Genomic DNA, 14,799 nt, shown 5'->3' with positions numbered 1-14,799 from the left:
GGTTTGGACATGTGCGGCGCAGCCTTGGGCGCCCACCCAACCCGCTACGGAAAGGAACCCCATGCTTCTGGTCACCGGAGCGACCGGCACCGTCGGCCGCCCGCTGGTAGATGCGCTGATCGATGCGGGGGTGAAGGTGAGGGCCGTCAGCCGCAACCCGCTGGCCGCTGCCATGCCCGCCGGCGTCGACGTCGCCGAGGGCGACCCGTCGCGCCCGCACTCGATCGCCGCCGCTCTGCACGGGGTGACGACCGTCTTCCTCAACCCGGCCGCCCTGGGCGGCTCGGCCGGTGAGCTGCTGGCGTTGGCGAGGGAGCGCGGAGTACGGCGAGTGGTCCTGCTGTCCGCGCTCGCCGTCGAGGCTCAGGCGCAGCCGCCGAACCTGATCGCCACCCACCATCGGGCAGTCGAGGACGCGCTCCTCGCCAGCGATCTCGACTGGGTGATCCTGCGGCCCGGCATGTTCGCCGCGAACACACTCCTCCAATGGGCCGCCCAGATCCGTGCCGGGAACATCGTGCGCGGCCCCTTCGCGTCGTCCACGGACGCGCCGATCCACGAGTCGGACCTGGCCGCGGTGGCCGCCCGCGCGTTGCTCGACGACGAACGTAGCGGGCAGCGGATCCTGCTGACGGGCCCGCAGTCACTGACCCGCGAGCAGATGGTCGCCACGATCGGGCAGGTGATCGGCCGACCCCTGCGCTACCAGGAGATCCCGGCCGAGGCAGCCAAGCGAAACATGGTCGCGCACGGCATGCCCGAGCAGATGGTCGACACGATGCTGTCGCTGTGGGCCGCCGGTGCCGGCCATCCGGCGGCTGTCGAGACCGGTGTGCAGAGCGTCCTCGGCCGGCGCCCGCGCAGCTATGCCGAGTGGGTCGCCGACCACGCCGCCGCCTTCACCGGTTGACCAGATGCGGCGACAACCTCATCCCGGCCGGACCAGCGCGGGCTCGCGTCCGCCCAGCAAAGGGCTCTGCCATGATCCTGATAACCGGACCGACCGGCAGTGTCGGGCACCCACTCATCGACCTGCTACGCGCGGAGGATGTCGACGTCCGCGCCGTCACCCGCAACGCGACGGCGGCGGGCCTGCCCGCCGAGGTCGAGGTCGTCGAGGGCGACCCGGCACAGCCGGAGACGATGCGGGACGCGCTGCGTGGCGTCACCGCGATATTTCTCAACCCCCGAACGGTCGGCACCGCGGCCGAGGAACTGTTGGCACTCGCCCGGGACCGGGGGGTGGAGCGGGTGGTCGCGATGTCGGCCCTCAACGTCGACTTCGCCGACCACCGGCAGCCGTCGCGGCCGCGCGGCGAATACAACCGGGAAGTGGAGGCCGCGTCCGTCGCGTCCGGGCTGGACTGGGTCGCCCTGCGATCCGGCTCGTACGCCCTCAACGCCATCAACATGTGGGCCGGCCAGATCCGCGCGGGGGGTGATGTCGTACGTGGTCCCTACGCCTCGTCCCACTGGGCGCCGCTGCACGAACGAGACATCGCGGCGGTCGGTGCCTGGGCCTTACGCACCGACGAACTGCTGGGCTGCCGGCCGGTGCTGACCGGACCCGAGTCGCTCGACCAGGAACTGATGGTGGCGGCGATCGGCGCCGCGCTCGGCAGGACGCTGCGTTTCCTGGAGGTGCCGCCCGAGGCTGCCCGACAGGGGCTCGTGCGGGCCGGGCATGCGCCGGCGCTTGCTGACGGGTACCTCGGCATGCAGGCGGAGTCCTACGGGCAGCTGGGCCTGGTCACCGGTGAGATCGAACGGATCCTCGGCCGGCCCGCGCTCACCTTCGCCCAGTGGGCTGCCGAGCACGCCGACGCCTTCCGGAGCTGACCGGTCGCGGCCATGCTCCGGCGGCAGGCGACCAGTGCGCATCCACTCTCGCCACGTTCCTGAACCGACCCGAACGTTCGACCGCTGCCCATGGTTCGTCGGCAGCGCATCCAAGGAATGGACCCTCGTGAACACTGCCTATCTCGTCGTCGGGCTCGTCACGGTCGCCGTCAACGCCTTCTCCGGCATCGCCGCGATGACCCGGTTCGAGCCGATCATGCGTACCCTCCGCCCGGCGCTCCAGAAGACCGGCGTGCTGGAATCCTGGCTGGTCTTTCCGATCGGCTTCCTCAAGGTCGCGGGGGCGCTGGGGCTGCTCCTCGGACTCCTGGGCGTGCCGCTGGTCGGGACGGCCGCGGCGATCGGCCTCATCCTGTACTTCGTCTGCGCGGCCTACACCCACCTCCGGGTGAGCGACTACTCGTCCCAGTTCTTCCTGGGCTCCTGCTTCTTCCTTCCACTCGCGATCGCCACCCTGATCTTGGGCCTGGCCCGTTAGGTCTCCGCACGCCGCGACGGTGCAGTTCGATGGACCGCACCTTCGCCGCACGCGACGCGATCTCGCCGAGCTGACACCCGGGCAGCGGCGGCCCTGCTTCAGGCTGCTGCGTTCGGCCGCTGATGTGTGGGCGTGTGTGTTGAAGGTCAACGCGTGGCGCCGACGCCGCCGCGACATGCCGCAGGTGGGCTACCAAGAGTTGTATCGGGAGTTGACGGCCCCGGGGCCGGGCACGTTCGGGGATCTGGATTCCGCGGGTGCCCGGTCGGTTAGACCGCTGCCCGGCTCGGAGAGTGAGGCGCCCCTCGCTGTCAGGGTAGGGGAATTCCTCCAGCCCGTGCTCGCGCATGCACCGGCGATAGGCGACCTGACCGTTGCGGCCGCTGTTGACGCCGTCGGCGCTGTCGGCGGCCGATGGGCTCGCGGACGGCAAGTCGCCGATGGCCCTTCGCAGTCAACGGATGAGGCGTGCCTTCTGCGTCCCGTTCCAGGGGCCGGGCGGTTTCGGGAACGTATCAACGTGATCGGGCTGCATCACCCCCGACTGCCCCACATTGGCGCCCGTCGGAGGCGGCGCGGCGTTTGTGAAGGTCGCCCGGAAACACGGCTCCGACGATGACCCGACCGCCAGTAGCGCCTGCCGGAGGCATCGTTCATACGCCTGTGGGCGCAGATCGGTCCAGCGAAGATGCGCTCGGAGTGGGATGCCATACCCCATGCAGCGCTGGCAGCGTGTACGGCATCGATCGGGGAGGTCTCGTTCCGGCCGACCGAAACGTTGCGCCCCGGACCCTTCCCCTTGACCGGAGGACTCACATGCAGCATTCCTACCTCGTGGCTCGTCGGCGAGGCCGGGCGTCACGCCTGCTTCTGCTCGTAGTCGCCTTGTCTTGTATGACGGTGACCCTTGGCCCGGTACAACCCGCTGGAGCTGAAACGACATCACCGCGGACAGCGAAGCCAGAGAAGTACATCGGGAGGTGGAATTACGACCAGCCTGATCGCGCGGGTATGCGAAACATCGCGGTGATGGCTGTCCGGCCACAAAGCCCGGGTGTCCCGAAGGTGGCTTCTCATTCCAGGTCCCCAACATCGGCGATATCGTGTTTTCGAAGGCCTCGGACGGCAGGGTGGTGGGCCGCACAGATCAGGGCTGCACCTGGAAATTCAAGGTGGATTCCGACGCGATGGAGCTGGACCCCGCAGCCCAGAGTCGCCTCAACCAGTACAGCGGACTGACTTACACGATAACCAGATGGTCAGTCACGGTGTCAGGTCGCCACGAGAGCGAAATCATCGAGGCCAGGAGCCATCGGCCAACCGTTGACTACGATTTCGTGCTGGCGAACGGGCGACGTACTAAAGCCCCCGAAAAATCCGGCCCAGGAGCGCGGAAATTCTTGGGTACTTGGGCGTACGACGCGGCGGATCCTCAGTCCCGCGTGAACATCCGGGTCTCCAGATACCAAAGACCATACGGTGATGAGCAGGTCGTCGAATCACCACAGCGTGGACTCGTAACCTTCACCAGGCGACGCGACCACAAAATCGCGGCCCAAACCGATGACGGTTGCGTATGGATGCTGGCGGTTCGCGGAAACACCGCCCTGCTAGACCCAGCTATCCAAACCTGCACACTCCCTCAATCCAACGTGACACTGAAATTCTGGTCAATAGCAAGCGACGGAACGAATCAAACATCGTTCGTGACCGGTATCGATGAGCGGGGTGGCAGCTTCGTATTGAGTATCGGCAGCCTCAGCAAACAATGAGCGCCGCCCGAAGAGCATCACATGCGGCATGGGCGACCGCCCGGCACCACCACCGGTAAGAGCACCATCTCGGCCCTCTGCTGGCCGAGATGGTACACGGCGGTCCCGGCGGAGGCCCGTTCCTTCGCCCGCTCGACCGCGAGGTGGCCGTGAGGGGCCATGACCTAGACCGGCGCCGGCGCCTCGCGCCGGCTGCCCCACGCCGATGGGCGGAGCTACAGCCACGACTTCGAGGGGAACTTCACCGGGTGGACCTCCGAGAAGACCGGTCAGAAGCGCTCGGTCGACTGGGAGGCCGCCGACCGCGTGGTTACGTTCGCTGATCAGGGCAGCACCACAACAGAGACTCACGACGAGTCTGGGCACCTTGGGATCGAACGCGGCTGGAGGTGAGACCGCCTTCGTCAACCAGTGGCACGCCGTGGAGAACGGCACGAATGCCTGGAAGCACATCTGGGCAGGCGCCGACCGGGTGGCGAGCGAGTGATGTCCGGTGGCGCACCGGAGAACCAGCGGTATTTCCTGCACGAGGATCTGCAGGGCGACACCAACGTCGTCACCGACCCCACCGGATCGGTGACGAGTACTTCCCGGTGGGGAGATCTGGGTTCTCGAGCACAGTGACGTCCACCGCACGCCCTACGGGTTCGCGGGCGGCTACCTCTATGAGTCGGGTGACCTGATCGGCTTCGGCCAGCGGGGGTAGGAGCCGCGGGAGCAGTTCTTCTACCGCAGCGCCCGTCCTCCAGGACGGCGCGGCGAGGCTATTGCCGTTCCGCCACCGCTCGCGTACACCACGTATGCAGAAGACAACCTGGTCCGGCTCGTCGACCGGGACGGGCGGGCCCCGGAGAAGGTGCAGGACGCCTTCAGGAGCGCCTTCACCGGACCCAATGGCCCGATCGATACCGGGGAAGCTCTCTGCCTTCACCTCGCTGGCCATGAAGCGCCTCAACGCCCAGAGCTGCGACAGCACAGTGTTCAAGATCGGTTCCGCCCTAGGGTTGGCGGCGGCGGGGCCAGGCACCGTGGCGACGTGCGATCAAGGCCCTCACCGAGCGGATCGGCTCCGAACCCCTGGTGTCGCTGATGTTCACCTGAGCCAGAGCCAGCACCAAACTGACTGTCGCCAACACGGTTGAGGTTGCACTTGGGGGCGCGTCAACGCAGGTAGGAGGCGCCGTTGAGGTCGAGGACCGCGCCGGTGGCGAGTTCGGCGTCAGCGGACGCGAGATACAACACGGCGGCCGCGACCTCCTCAGGCTGGCCCACCCGGTCGAGTGGGCTTTGCGCACGGATCTCCTCGCCTCTGGCGCCGGAGAGGGCCTCCGCGGCCATGTCGGTCTCGACGAACCCGGGGGCGACCGTGGTCACCGCGATGCCACGTGGCCCGAGCGCTCGCGCGAGGGACTGGCTGAGCGCGTTGAGACCGGCCTTGCTCGCGCCGTACGCGGGTTGGCGTGGCTCGCCCCGGAACGCGCCCCGGGAGGAAACGTTGATGATCCGTCCGCCGGGGCCCATGTGGCGAAGGGCGCACCAGCACAGGTTCGCCGGGGCCACCAGGTTCACCGCAAGTGTCTGCTCCCAGGCGCGTTGCCATTCGTCGTAGGTCACGTCGTCGATCCGGTGCTCGACGTAGATGCCGGCATTGTTGACCAGGACGTCGATCCGGCCGAACTCTCGCGCGACGTCCTGGACCATGGCCTGGACGGCGAGCGGATCGGCCAGTTCCGCCTGGACGACGAAGTGCTCACTGCCCGGCAGGGACGTACGGACCGATTCCACGAGTGCGGGTGAGGCGCGGTGGTGCAGGGCCACCCGGTCACCGGCTTCGGCGAAAGCCCGAGCCACCGCCGCACCGATGCCACGCGAAGCACCGGTGACGAGTACCGCTCGATCGGTCATGGACCCTCCTGTCTGCCTCCCCCGTGCCCGCGACCTGCGCCGCGCAGGCCCGCCCCTCCGACGGCCCGCCAGGCTACCGCGCCGCCCGGCCATCGGCAGCCGCCGTTGGCGAGCAGGCGCACCTGACCTGGCCGTTGTGGCGGTTGCAGTTCGTGGCGATCTCGAGCGGGAGACGTGCGCACCAGATGAGGGGCCTGACCTCGACCCGGACTTTGGTGTTCAACCATCGCGGGCGCCCGGTACCGTCTACCCGCACGGTGTTGGGTGAAGGACCGGTGCTTGGCGGTCATCGGGCCGCGCGCGGCCCTGGCCTGGGCGAGGCAGGTCAGGCTGGTGGACACCGCTCCGCCTTGCTGGTCGGTGTCCACCAGGTAGGCGTCGTGGTCGTCGTGGCCGTACATGGCGACGACATGACCGCCGAAGTGCACCTTCGACCCGAAGTAGTCTAAGTAGCAGCTGCAGTTTGACGGGGTGGCCGGCGTCGATGGGGCCACCCCGTTCACCCATGCCCTGCGGGGCGAGGTGGTCTCCTGGACCAGGAGCTCCAGCTTGAGTCCGTGGCCAGGTTTCTGGTGAGGTCGAAAGGCTTGACCCGTCCCCCGAGGAGGGGAGAGCCCATGTTCTTGCTGTGCCAGTAGATGAAGGACCGGACGCGCCTGCAAAAGGATGTGGCCCTGCTTGGTTGTCGAGGTCGGTCGCTTGGGTCTATTCGATGATGTGGAGTCGGTGGGTGAGCGCGGTGTGGCGGCGGCCGGCTCCGGGGGTGCGGACGGCTTGGGCCAGGGCGCGGCGGGATCCGGCTAGGACGACGAGTCTCTTGGCGCGGGTGATCCCGGTGTAGAGCAGGTTGCGTTGCAGCATCATCCAGGAGCTGGTGGTGACGGGGATGACCACGGCGGGGTATTCGCTGCCTTGGGAGCGGTGGATGGTGACGGCGTAGGCGTGGGCGAGTTCGTCGAGTTCGGCGAAGTCGTAGTCCACCGTCTCGTCTTCGTCGGTGAGAACGGTGAGGGTCTGCTCTTCCAGGGACAGGCTGGTCGCCGTGCCGACGGTGCCGTTGAAGACACCCGCCTGGCCTTTGTCGTAGTTGTTGCGCAGCTGGGTGACCTTGTCGCCGACTCGGAACACCCGCCCGCCGTACCGCCTCTCGGGTGTCCCCTCTCGTGAGGGGGTGAGGGCTTCTTGGAGGAGGGTGTTGAGATTGCCGGCTCCGGCGGGGCCCCGGTGCATCGGTGTCAGCACCTGAACGTCGCGGACCGGGTCGAGCCCGAATTTGGTGGGGATGCGGCGGGCGACGATGTCCACCACCAACTTGGCGGTCTCCTCGGCCGGGTGCAGGCCGGAGTCTTCGGGAGGGTCGCAGGCGAACCAGTAAAAGTCGCCGAAGCCGGACAGCTGCGGGGGTTGGCCGGAGTTGATGCGGTGGGCATTGACGACGATGCCGGACTGTTGGGCTTGGCGGAAGATTTGAGTCAGACGCACCCGCGGGATGGTGTCGGCGGCGAGCAGGTCACGCAGAACCTCGCCGGCGCCGACCGAGGGGAGCTGGTCGACATCACCGACCAGCAGTAGATGGGCACCGCGTGGGATCGCCTTGACCAGCTTGTTGGCCAGGATGACGTCCATCATCGAGGACTCATCGACCACGACCAGGTCGGCATCCAATGGGTTGTCGCGGTCGTATTTGGGGTCGCCGCCGGGCTGTAGCTCCAGCAGCCGGTGCACTGTGGAGGCCTCGTGCCCGGTCAGCTCGGCGAGCCGTTTTGCGGCCCGCCCGGTCGGCGCGACCAGCACCACCGTGGCCTTCTTGGCTGCGGCGAGTTCCACGATGGAACGGACGGTGAAGCTCTTGCCGCAGCCTGGCCCGCCGGTGAGTATCGCGACCTTGCTGCTCAGCGCGAGCTTGACCGCGTCTTGTTGCTCGGGTGCCAGGTCCTGGCCGGTCCGGCCTCGCAGCCAGGTAAGCGCCTTGTCCCAATCCACGCCGGTGAAGGCGGGCAGCTGCTCCTGCCTGGAGTTCAGCAGGTCCAGCAGTCCGGTGGCCAGGGAGTGTTCGGCCCGGTGGAAGGGCACCAGATAGACCGCCGGAACGGTGCCGCTCATGGCCCTGGGATCGGAGGGCACCAGCTCGCGGACAACCCCTTGGACCGCGGCAAGTTCGTCCAGGCACGGACCGATCAGCTGCCGGTCGACCTCAAGGATCTTGGCAGCGTCGGTGATCAGGTTTGGCTCGGGGAGGTAGCAGTGTCCGTTGTCGGCGGCCTGGGACAGGGTGTACTGCAGCCCGGCTTTGATCCGCTGTGGGCTGTCGTGCGGGATCCCGACGGCCTTGGCGATGGTGTCGGCGGTCTTGAATCCGATGCCCCACACTTCTGACGCCAGCCGGTAGGGCTCGTCGCGGACCACCGAGATAGAGGCGTCGCTGTACTTCTTGTAGATCTTCACGGCCAGCGAGGTGGACACCCCGACGCCGGACAGGAACACCATCACTTCCTTGATTGCCTTCTGTTCCTCCCACGCGTCGGCGATCTTCTTGGTCCGTTTCGGTCCCAGGCCGTGCACCTCGATCAGCCGATCGGGCTCCTCCTCAATGATCTTCAGGATGTCGGTGCCGAAATGGGCGACCATCCGTTCGGCCATCATCGGGCCGATCCCTTTGATCATCCCTGAGCCCAGGTAGCGGCGGATGCCCTGGATGGTGGCGGGCAGCACGGTGGTGTAGGAGTGCACCTGGAACTGTCTGCCGTACTTGGGATGGGAGCCCCAGTGCCCGATCAGTCGCAGGCTCTCCCCGACCTGGGCGCCCAGCAGCGGCCCGACCACCGTCAGCAAATCCGCCACGGTCCGCTCGGTCGCGACCCGGGCGATGGTGTACCCGGTGTCCTCGTTGGCGTAGGTGATCCGTTCCAGGACCGCCTCCAGCACCGACGGGTTCCGCCGATCCTGCGGCGAGGCATGGGGCGAAGGGGACTGACCGGGCACGGCGACCATTGTGCCGGGCATCAGTGACTCTCTCAGCCCGGGTGGGTGACTCGCCAGGCGTCCCAGATCTCGAGGCGGAGCTTGCCTCCGTCCGGGACGGTGATGCCGTGGGCGCGGGCCCAGGCTCGGACCTCGGCGGTGGAAGGCTCGGACGCGACCGGAGCGTCGGCGAGGTCGGTGGCATCGGCCTCGGCAGGTGCGATGCGTTGGGGGGCCGTATCTTCGGTTTCGGCCCATGCGCGGGCGGCCAGGAACCGGTAGGTCCATTCCTCGGCGAGTTGCCGTGTTTCGCAGAACACGATCGGGACGTTGGACGAGCGCACCTGCAGATCGGCAAGCCCGTCGGCGATCAGGGCGGGACGGAGTACTCCAACTGCATCCCACACGCCAGCTTGAGCAGCTGACCAGTAAGCCGCTGCCGACGAGTAAGCCAACTGACGATCGTTCGTACGGGGCGCAGGAACTTCCGGGTCACGGCTGCCGCACCAACTACCCCACCGGCCGCAACCACCCAGGTCGGTTCGAGGCCAGCCAGCTCTCGCGCACCCAGCTCACTACGTGGTCGAACACCGACTTGCCCCTTCAGCTGTCCTGGTCGTCGTCGAGAAGTCACACGGCCCGGATGCAGGACCTAGTCATGTGTCAGCTGAGAAGGTCGCTGACATCGACGGCCTGTACGACTTTCGCGATGTCTGGCTCGGAGTCGAGGTCGAGTGGTGCGAACTCCTTGCTGGCGCCAGCTTGCTTGACGGTGAGCAGTTCGCTGGCGTCGCTGACTATGCGGACGGCGTCGGCTGTCGTCCACCGCACATCGCGCAGGGCCTGGCGTGCGAAGCGGGCGGCCAGGATCGCCTCGACGCGGGGGTGGCCATAGGCGTCCGGACCGTCGTCGCGCAGGGCCACGATGCTCGTGTGGGTCAACCCGGGTGCGACGGCGAAGGCTTCTTTGACGGTGGCCAGCACGTATCCGCAGACCATGAGCTTGTAGAAGTCAGCGATTTCACGCTTGGTGAGCTTCTTGAGGGTCAGGTTTCCAGCGGAGGTCGTGGCTGGTCGCCGCTCGGGGATCGCGGCGGAAGTGGGCACGAGTACGACGAGGGACGCCTCAGAACCTGCCACGCCGACAGGGGCCGCGGCGGCGTCGTTGTCCTCGAATGCCTCTGCCAAAGTGCCAAGTACGATCTCTGGGTCGTTCTGCAGGAGTCGCTGCCACAGCCGGTCCAGATCTGTCTGGTACTGAGCGTGGAGGCGCTGGTTCTTCGCGATTGCCGCTGCTATCTCAGCGCTTGCGGCCATCTCGGCGGCTGCCTTGGCCTGCGCGCGGGCCCGCCGTTCGAACATCCCGATACCGGCCAGGGCGGCCTTGCGGTGCCGCGCGTTGATAGCGTCGCGGTCAGGCTCAGGCGGCGGAGGCGCCACCGGAGGCTGAGCGGCGGGGAAGTCGGGATGATGGAGCTCGAGGATGCTCTGCAGCGCGGCCAGCAGGTCCTTCGCCTGCTCCAACTTCGCGGCCTGGGCCAGGGCGCGGGATGAGGCCCCGGTTGACGGTGCTCGGCGTGTCGATCGGTTGCCTCCGACGCTGGAGTAGAAGCTGACCGGCCCGGCGCCAGTGGAGAAGCCTGTCCGGCCAGAACCGAAGTGGACTCGGGCGGCACGCGGCCCGACGCTCGTTCGAAGACCACGGCTGGAGGCACGTACTCGCACGCCTGGCGCAAGCTTGACGGAGAATCCCACGACCGATCATGGTATGGCGATCAGCACGTCGCGTCTGCGGTTTGGTTTGACGCATGACCTGGATCCACCGTGTCGGTCGACTGCTTACGGTGGTTCCACGCCACGCCAAGAGGTCGGAGGGAGTGGACTTGGCCACGACGCCACGCGGCCGCGATCGCCTGAACCAGGTGGCTCGCGATGGTTTTGGCCAGGTGCACCGGATTGTGCAGCGGGCTGACCACCATCGCGCACCCCAACCGGATCTGCCGGGTGCGGGCCGCCGCGTAGGCCAACGTCTCCAACGGACTGAGCATGGGCTGCGTGCCGAGCAGCTGCTCGCCGGTCCAGGCGCTGTCGAACCCGAGTTCTTCGGCTTGGGCCAGGTAGGTGTCCATGCCGGTCGGATCGAACGAAGCGCCGGCGACGGTTTGCGGGATGGATATCGCGAATCGCATGGCCGGGATCCGTTCAGTCGCCAAGTTTTTCGCGCAGCCACTTCCCGGCCTCGGCGATGCTCGCGTCCGCCTCGGGCATCCGTCCGGCCAGCAGTTGGTAGACGTGTGGCAGACCGTCGGCAACGTGCAGGGCGACCTCGACGCCGGTTTGCTCGGCCAGCGCGGCGAACCGCTCCACGCTGTCCCGCAGCGTCTCGTCGCCGCCACAGGTGAGCAACAACGGCGGAAGGCCAGCCGGATCTGCGTACAACGGATTGGCCAATGGATCGGCCGGGGACTGTCCACCAAGGAACATCGGCGCGAAGTTGTGTACCAGCTGCCGAGAAATGGCCACGTCGACGGCCGCGTTGGAGTCGAACGTCGGCCCGTTCGCCTCCATGTCGTACCACGGCGAGAACACGACGACCGCCCCGGGCAGGGCCGCGCCATCCCGGTTGAGCGCGAGCGCCGCACCGGTTGCGATGTTGCCGCCGGCGGAGTCGCCGGCGAAGGCGATCTTCGACGGTTGATAGCCCTGGGCTAGCAGCCAGTCATACAGCGACCGCGCGTCCTCGAGTTGTGCCGGGAACGGGTTCATCGGCGCCAACCGGTAGTCCGGTATCAGGGCGCGGACGCCAGCCGCCTTGGCCAGATGCGCGGCGACTTTCCGGTAGCTGTCCTTCGAGCCACTGACGAAGCCACCGCCGTGGAAGTAGACCAGCACCCGCTCAGTGTCGCAATCCAGCGGGTTCGCCCAGATCGCGGGCAAGCCGGCCGCGGTGACCTCCTCGTAGGTGACGTCGGTCGGCTCCTTGGTGAGGCTGTAGAACCGGTCGGCGCCACCCAGGTCGATCTCCGGGTTGATGGCCATGACGGCTGCCGTGGTCGCTGCAATGGTCTTGGGCGCGCACGCCGCGAACGTCTCGCGCAGCTCGGACCATTCCTTGCTCGACATGTCCTGGTTCTCCTAATCGGTTCACCGACCGACCCCGGCTGGCCAATCTTGGTTGGTTAACCAACCTAGCGGTAAGGTTGTACTGTGTCTATGCTGTGAGTGTGGTGACTGACTCAAAGGCGGCTCGTGAGACGGCCGGGCAGCCCGGCAAGAACGCGCGGTTGGTCGCCGCCGCGCGCGAACTGGTGTACCGGCAGGGTGTGGCGCGCACGACGCTCGCGGACATCGCCCAGGCCGCGGACGTACTGGTGGGCAACCTGTACTACTACTTCAAAACCAAAGATGACATTGTGGCCGCGATCGTGCGCACTCACGCCGACCAGCTCACCGCGGTGCTCGCCGAGCTGGATCGCCAGCATCACCGCCCGAAGCCGCGCCTGAAGGCACTCGTGCGTGCGCTCGCGGAGCGGCGCGAGCTGGTCGCCCGCTACGGCTGCCGGTACGGAACGCTGGGCTCAGAGCTGGCCAAGCAGGCCGAAGGAACGGACCCGCTGGCCGCGCTGCTGATGCGGATCCCGCTCGACTGGGCGGAGCAGCAGTTCCGCGCCATGGGGCGACGCGACGCGCACGACCTGGCGGTCGAACTGGTGGCCACTTACCAGGGCAGCGCCCTGCTCAGCAACACGCTCGGACAACCGGAGCTGATGGCCCGCCAGGCACGACGACTCGAACGCTGGATCGACGAGCTCGCATCCTCGACGGACCCGCCGAGCGGCACCCATTGACCTTGACATTAGTCAAGGTCCAATACTGTGCATCGGGCTCATGTCGGGGACGTCGTACGACGGCATCGACGTCGTAGCGGCCGGCAGCGTCGTGCACACCTACGAAGCTCAGCTCCAGTCGACACTCGCCGAGCTCGAGCGCCGACACCGAAGCCCCAAGGCTCGGCTCAAAGCGCTCGTGGGCGTACTGGCCGAACGGGCCGCGGACTCGATAGCCCAGTACGGCGCCCAATACGGCTCCCCCTACGGAACGTTGTCATCAGAGCTGGCCAAACAGACCGAAGGATCAGACCTGCTCACCGCGACACTGATACAAATCCCACTCGACTGGGCCGAACAACAATTCCGCGCCCTCGGACGACGCGACGCACACGACCTCGCCGTCGAACTGATCGCCGCCCACCAAGGCAGCGCCATCCTCACCAGCACGCTCGGACAACCCGAGATCATGGCCCGCCAAACCCGTCGCATCCAACGCTGGATCGACGCACTCCACCCCCTGACAGAGCCAGGATCCGCAACTTCGCCGGCCAAGACTGGAAAGGAATCTCATCGTGACTGATCTTGCCGCCTTTGCCGAGCTGGTACCTCTCGATCACGGCTTGTGTGTGATCAACACGTTGCGGGGCGATGGCAGTGTCCAGTCGTCGGTGGTCAACGCCGGGGTCCTTGAACACCCATTGCGGGGAGGGCGCGTTGTCGGGCTCGTCGCTGTCGGCGGCTCCCGCAAGCTGCGCCATCTGCGTGCCGAACCCCGAGCCACGATCGTCGCCCGGGCGGGCTGGCAATGGGCGACCGTCGAGGGCGACGCCGAGATCATCGGTCCTGACGACCCGCATCCCGCCGTCGACAGCGAAGCCCTGAGGCTGTTGTTGCGGGACATCTTCCGAGCCGCCGGTGGTACTCACAACGACTGGGACACCTACGACCGAACGATGGCAGAAGAACGACGAGCCGCCGTACTCATCGCCCCCCGCCGCGTCTACACCAATCCGCAGACCTCGTGACCCGAGATGACGTGCTCGACCTGTGTGCCGCCCTGCCGGGAGCTGCCGAGGATTACCCGTTCGGAGAGGGCGTCGCGGTGTTCAAGGTCGGTGGCTGCATGTTCGCCCTTGTCCCGCTCGAGGGGAGCCCAGGTAGCGTGAACCTCAAGTGCGACCCGGATCTGGCCCTGGAGCTGCGAGCTCGCTACCCATCAGTCCATCCCGGTTACCCCCAGAAGAAACCGGCACTGGAACACCGTCGAACTCGACGGTTCCATCGAAGACAGCGAGCTTCGGCGGATGATCGACCACCCCTACGAGCTGGTCATCGCTAACCTGCCCCGAGCGGGCCGAAACTGCGCGTGCGTGTCCGTTTGAGGATCCGCTTACGAGACAGGTGTTTCGAGTTCGCCGCCGCCGTTGAACACTGTCTGATCGTTCGGTCGAGGTTCCTCAATCGGTACGCGAGGGCCGCATCTATCGGGTCGCGCTGCCCCGCACGAAGCTCAGCCGCGGCTGAAACCGGGTCGCCAACGCCAGGAGCCCGCCCTAGGGTGCAGAGGTGGCTCTGGGACTGGAAGCGGTGACCTTTGATGTGGCCGACGCGACCGCGGTGGCGGCCTTTTGGGCCGGGCTGCTCGACCGAGAGGTACGCACCGAGCCCGGCGGCGCGTTGGTACCGGGTGGCAAGGGCAAGACTCAGGTCGGGCTCCGCTTCGTCACCTCCGACACCAAGGAGATTGGCCCGCGACGGCTGCATCTCCACCTGACCAGCAGCAGCCTCGAGGACCAGCAGCGAACCGTTGAGAAGGCGCTGTGCCTAGTACTACAGCCGTAATTCGTGATCTCGGCTGGTCGGCGGAGTTTTGATGCTCGGCGTGTTGCTGTGACAGCGCGCGGCCGCCGCGACATTGTCTGCGTTTGTGAAGACGATAGACATTGAGGCGGCGGCCGCTGCTCTCAGCGTAGAGGTCGCTGGGTGGGAGCGG

Annotated in this window: 16 protein-coding genes; 9 read left to right on the top strand and 7 right to left on the bottom strand. The window is 67.1% G+C overall.

Features of this window, described 5'->3' with window-relative positions:
* Positions 1-61: 61 nt before the first annotated feature.
* The 4 genes from HEB94_RS03270 to HEB94_RS03255 all read left to right on the top strand — a co-directional run bounded on the left by HEB94_RS03270 (position 62) and on the right by HEB94_RS03255 (position 4,110).
* Positions 62-910 (top strand): NAD(P)H-binding protein, encoded by an 849-nt coding sequence (locus HEB94_RS03270; RefSeq protein WP_192748567.1) that lies wholly within the window; start codon positions 62-64, stop codon positions 908-910.
* A gap of 71 nt (positions 911-981) precedes the next feature.
* Positions 982-1,839 carry an NAD(P)H-binding protein gene (locus HEB94_RS03265; RefSeq protein ID WP_192748566.1) on the top strand — a complete coding sequence of 286 codons (858 nt, stop codon included), beginning with the start codon at positions 982-984 and terminating at the stop codon, positions 1,837-1,839.
* Positions 1,840-1,966: 127 nt separating this feature from the next.
* A complete protein-coding gene (locus tag HEB94_RS52170; protein ID WP_192748565.1) occupies positions 1,967-2,338 on the top strand; it encodes a DoxX family protein in 372 nt (123 codons plus the stop codon).
* A 1,103-nt stretch (positions 2,339-3,441) separates the two neighbouring features.
* Positions 3,442-4,110: a hypothetical protein gene (locus HEB94_RS03255; protein ID WP_192748564.1), complete on the top strand. Its 669-nt coding sequence runs from the start codon at positions 3,442-3,444 to the stop codon at positions 4,108-4,110.
* 556 nt (positions 4,111-4,666) lie between these two features.
* On the opposite strand, the gene HEB94_RS03250 is transcribed toward HEB94_RS03255, so the two are convergent.
* From HEB94_RS03250 to HEB94_RS03220, 7 genes are all read right to left on the bottom strand, one after another.
* The gene (locus HEB94_RS03250; RefSeq protein ID WP_192748563.1) at positions 4,667-5,095 is read right to left on the bottom strand and encodes a hypothetical protein; all 429 of its coding nucleotides are present in this window, start codon (positions 5,093-5,095) and stop codon (positions 4,667-4,669) included.
* A 176-nt stretch (positions 5,096-5,271) separates the two neighbouring features.
* Positions 5,272-6,015, bottom strand: coding sequence for an SDR family NAD(P)-dependent oxidoreductase (locus HEB94_RS03245; protein ID WP_192748562.1), 744 nt, complete (start codon positions 6,013-6,015; stop codon positions 5,272-5,274).
* A 705-nt stretch (positions 6,016-6,720) separates the two neighbouring features.
* Positions 6,721-9,018 carry an SF1B family DNA helicase RecD2 gene (gene recD2 / locus HEB94_RS03240; RefSeq protein WP_238361400.1) on the bottom strand — a complete coding sequence of 766 codons (2,298 nt, stop codon included), beginning with the start codon at positions 9,016-9,018 and terminating at the stop codon, positions 6,721-6,723.
* Between the two features lie 11 nt (positions 9,019-9,029).
* Positions 9,030-9,383 (bottom strand): Lsr2 family DNA-binding protein, encoded by a 354-nt coding sequence (locus tag HEB94_RS03235; protein WP_202896089.1) that lies wholly within the window; start codon positions 9,381-9,383, stop codon positions 9,030-9,032.
* 256 nt (positions 9,384-9,639) lie between these two features.
* Positions 9,640-10,500, bottom strand: coding sequence for a hypothetical protein (locus HEB94_RS03230; protein WP_192748561.1), 861 nt, complete (start codon positions 10,498-10,500; stop codon positions 9,640-9,642).
* 251 nt (positions 10,501-10,751) lie between these two features.
* Positions 10,752-11,165, bottom strand: coding sequence for an LLM class flavin-dependent oxidoreductase (locus HEB94_RS03225; RefSeq protein ID WP_192748560.1), 414 nt, complete (start codon positions 11,163-11,165; stop codon positions 10,752-10,754).
* 13 nt (positions 11,166-11,178) lie between these two features.
* Positions 11,179-12,099 carry an alpha/beta hydrolase gene (locus HEB94_RS03220; RefSeq protein ID WP_202896088.1) on the bottom strand — a complete coding sequence of 307 codons (921 nt, stop codon included), beginning with the start codon at positions 12,097-12,099 and terminating at the stop codon, positions 11,179-11,181.
* A 161-nt stretch (positions 12,100-12,260) separates the two neighbouring features.
* Between HEB94_RS03220 and HEB94_RS03215 the strand changes: the two genes are divergently transcribed.
* The 5 genes from HEB94_RS03215 to HEB94_RS03195 all read left to right on the top strand — a co-directional run bounded on the left by HEB94_RS03215 (position 12,261) and on the right by HEB94_RS03195 (position 14,648).
* Positions 12,261-12,824 carry a TetR/AcrR family transcriptional regulator gene (locus HEB94_RS03215; protein ID WP_202896087.1) on the top strand — a complete coding sequence of 188 codons (564 nt, stop codon included), beginning with the start codon at positions 12,261-12,263 and terminating at the stop codon, positions 12,822-12,824.
* A gap of 40 nt (positions 12,825-12,864) precedes the next feature.
* Positions 12,865-13,386 (top strand): protein kinase family protein, encoded by a 522-nt coding sequence (locus HEB94_RS03210; protein WP_192748559.1) that lies wholly within the window; start codon positions 12,865-12,867, stop codon positions 13,384-13,386.
* The gene (locus HEB94_RS03205) at positions 13,379-13,831 is read left to right on the top strand and encodes a TIGR03618 family F420-dependent PPOX class oxidoreductase (RefSeq protein ID WP_192748558.1); all 453 of its coding nucleotides are present in this window, start codon (positions 13,379-13,381) and stop codon (positions 13,829-13,831) included. The genes HEB94_RS03210 and HEB94_RS03205 overlap by 8 nt, the downstream gene beginning before the upstream one ends.
* Positions 13,828-14,145, top strand: coding sequence for an MmcQ/YjbR family DNA-binding protein (locus HEB94_RS54245; protein WP_202896086.1), 318 nt, complete (start codon positions 13,828-13,830; stop codon positions 14,143-14,145). The genes HEB94_RS03205 and HEB94_RS54245 overlap by 4 nt, the downstream gene beginning before the upstream one ends.
* Positions 14,146-14,372: 227 nt before the next feature.
* Positions 14,373-14,648 (top strand): VOC family protein, encoded by a 276-nt coding sequence (locus tag HEB94_RS03195; protein WP_337917450.1) that lies wholly within the window; start codon positions 14,373-14,375, stop codon positions 14,646-14,648.
* Positions 14,649-14,799: the final 151 nt, after the last annotated feature.

It is taken from the genome of Actinopolymorpha pittospori (genome assembly GCF_014873875.1).
GTDB classification, from domain to species: domain Bacteria; phylum Actinomycetota; class Actinomycetes; order Propionibacteriales; family Actinopolymorphaceae; genus Actinopolymorpha; species Actinopolymorpha pittospori.
This window is presented reverse-complemented; position numbering and strand designations above follow the sequence as displayed.

Coding starts and splice junctions, on each gene's coding strand:
- HEB94_RS03270 (WP_192748567.1), top strand. CDS start 62: ATGCTTCTGGTCACCGGAGCGACCGGCACCGTCGGCCGCCCGCTGGTA.
- HEB94_RS03265 (WP_192748566.1), top strand. CDS start 982: ATGATCCTGATAACCGGACCGACCGGCAGTGTCGGGCACCCACTCATC.
- HEB94_RS03245 (WP_192748562.1), bottom strand. CDS start 6,015: ATGACCGATCGAGCGGTACTCGTCACCGGTGCTTCGCGTGGCATCGGT.
- recD2 (WP_238361400.1), bottom strand. CDS start 9,018: ATGCCCGGCACAATGGTCGCCGTGCCCGGTCAGTCCCCTTCGCCCCAT.
- HEB94_RS03225 (WP_192748560.1), bottom strand. CDS start 11,165: ATGCGATTCGCGATATCCATCCCGCAAACCGTCGCCGGCGCTTCGTTC.
- HEB94_RS03220 (WP_202896088.1), bottom strand. CDS start 12,099: ATGTCGAGCAAGGAATGGTCCGAGCTGCGCGAGACGTTCGCGGCGTGC.
- HEB94_RS03210 (WP_192748559.1), top strand. CDS start 12,865: ATGTCGGGGACGTCGTACGACGGCATCGACGTCGTAGCGGCCGGCAGC.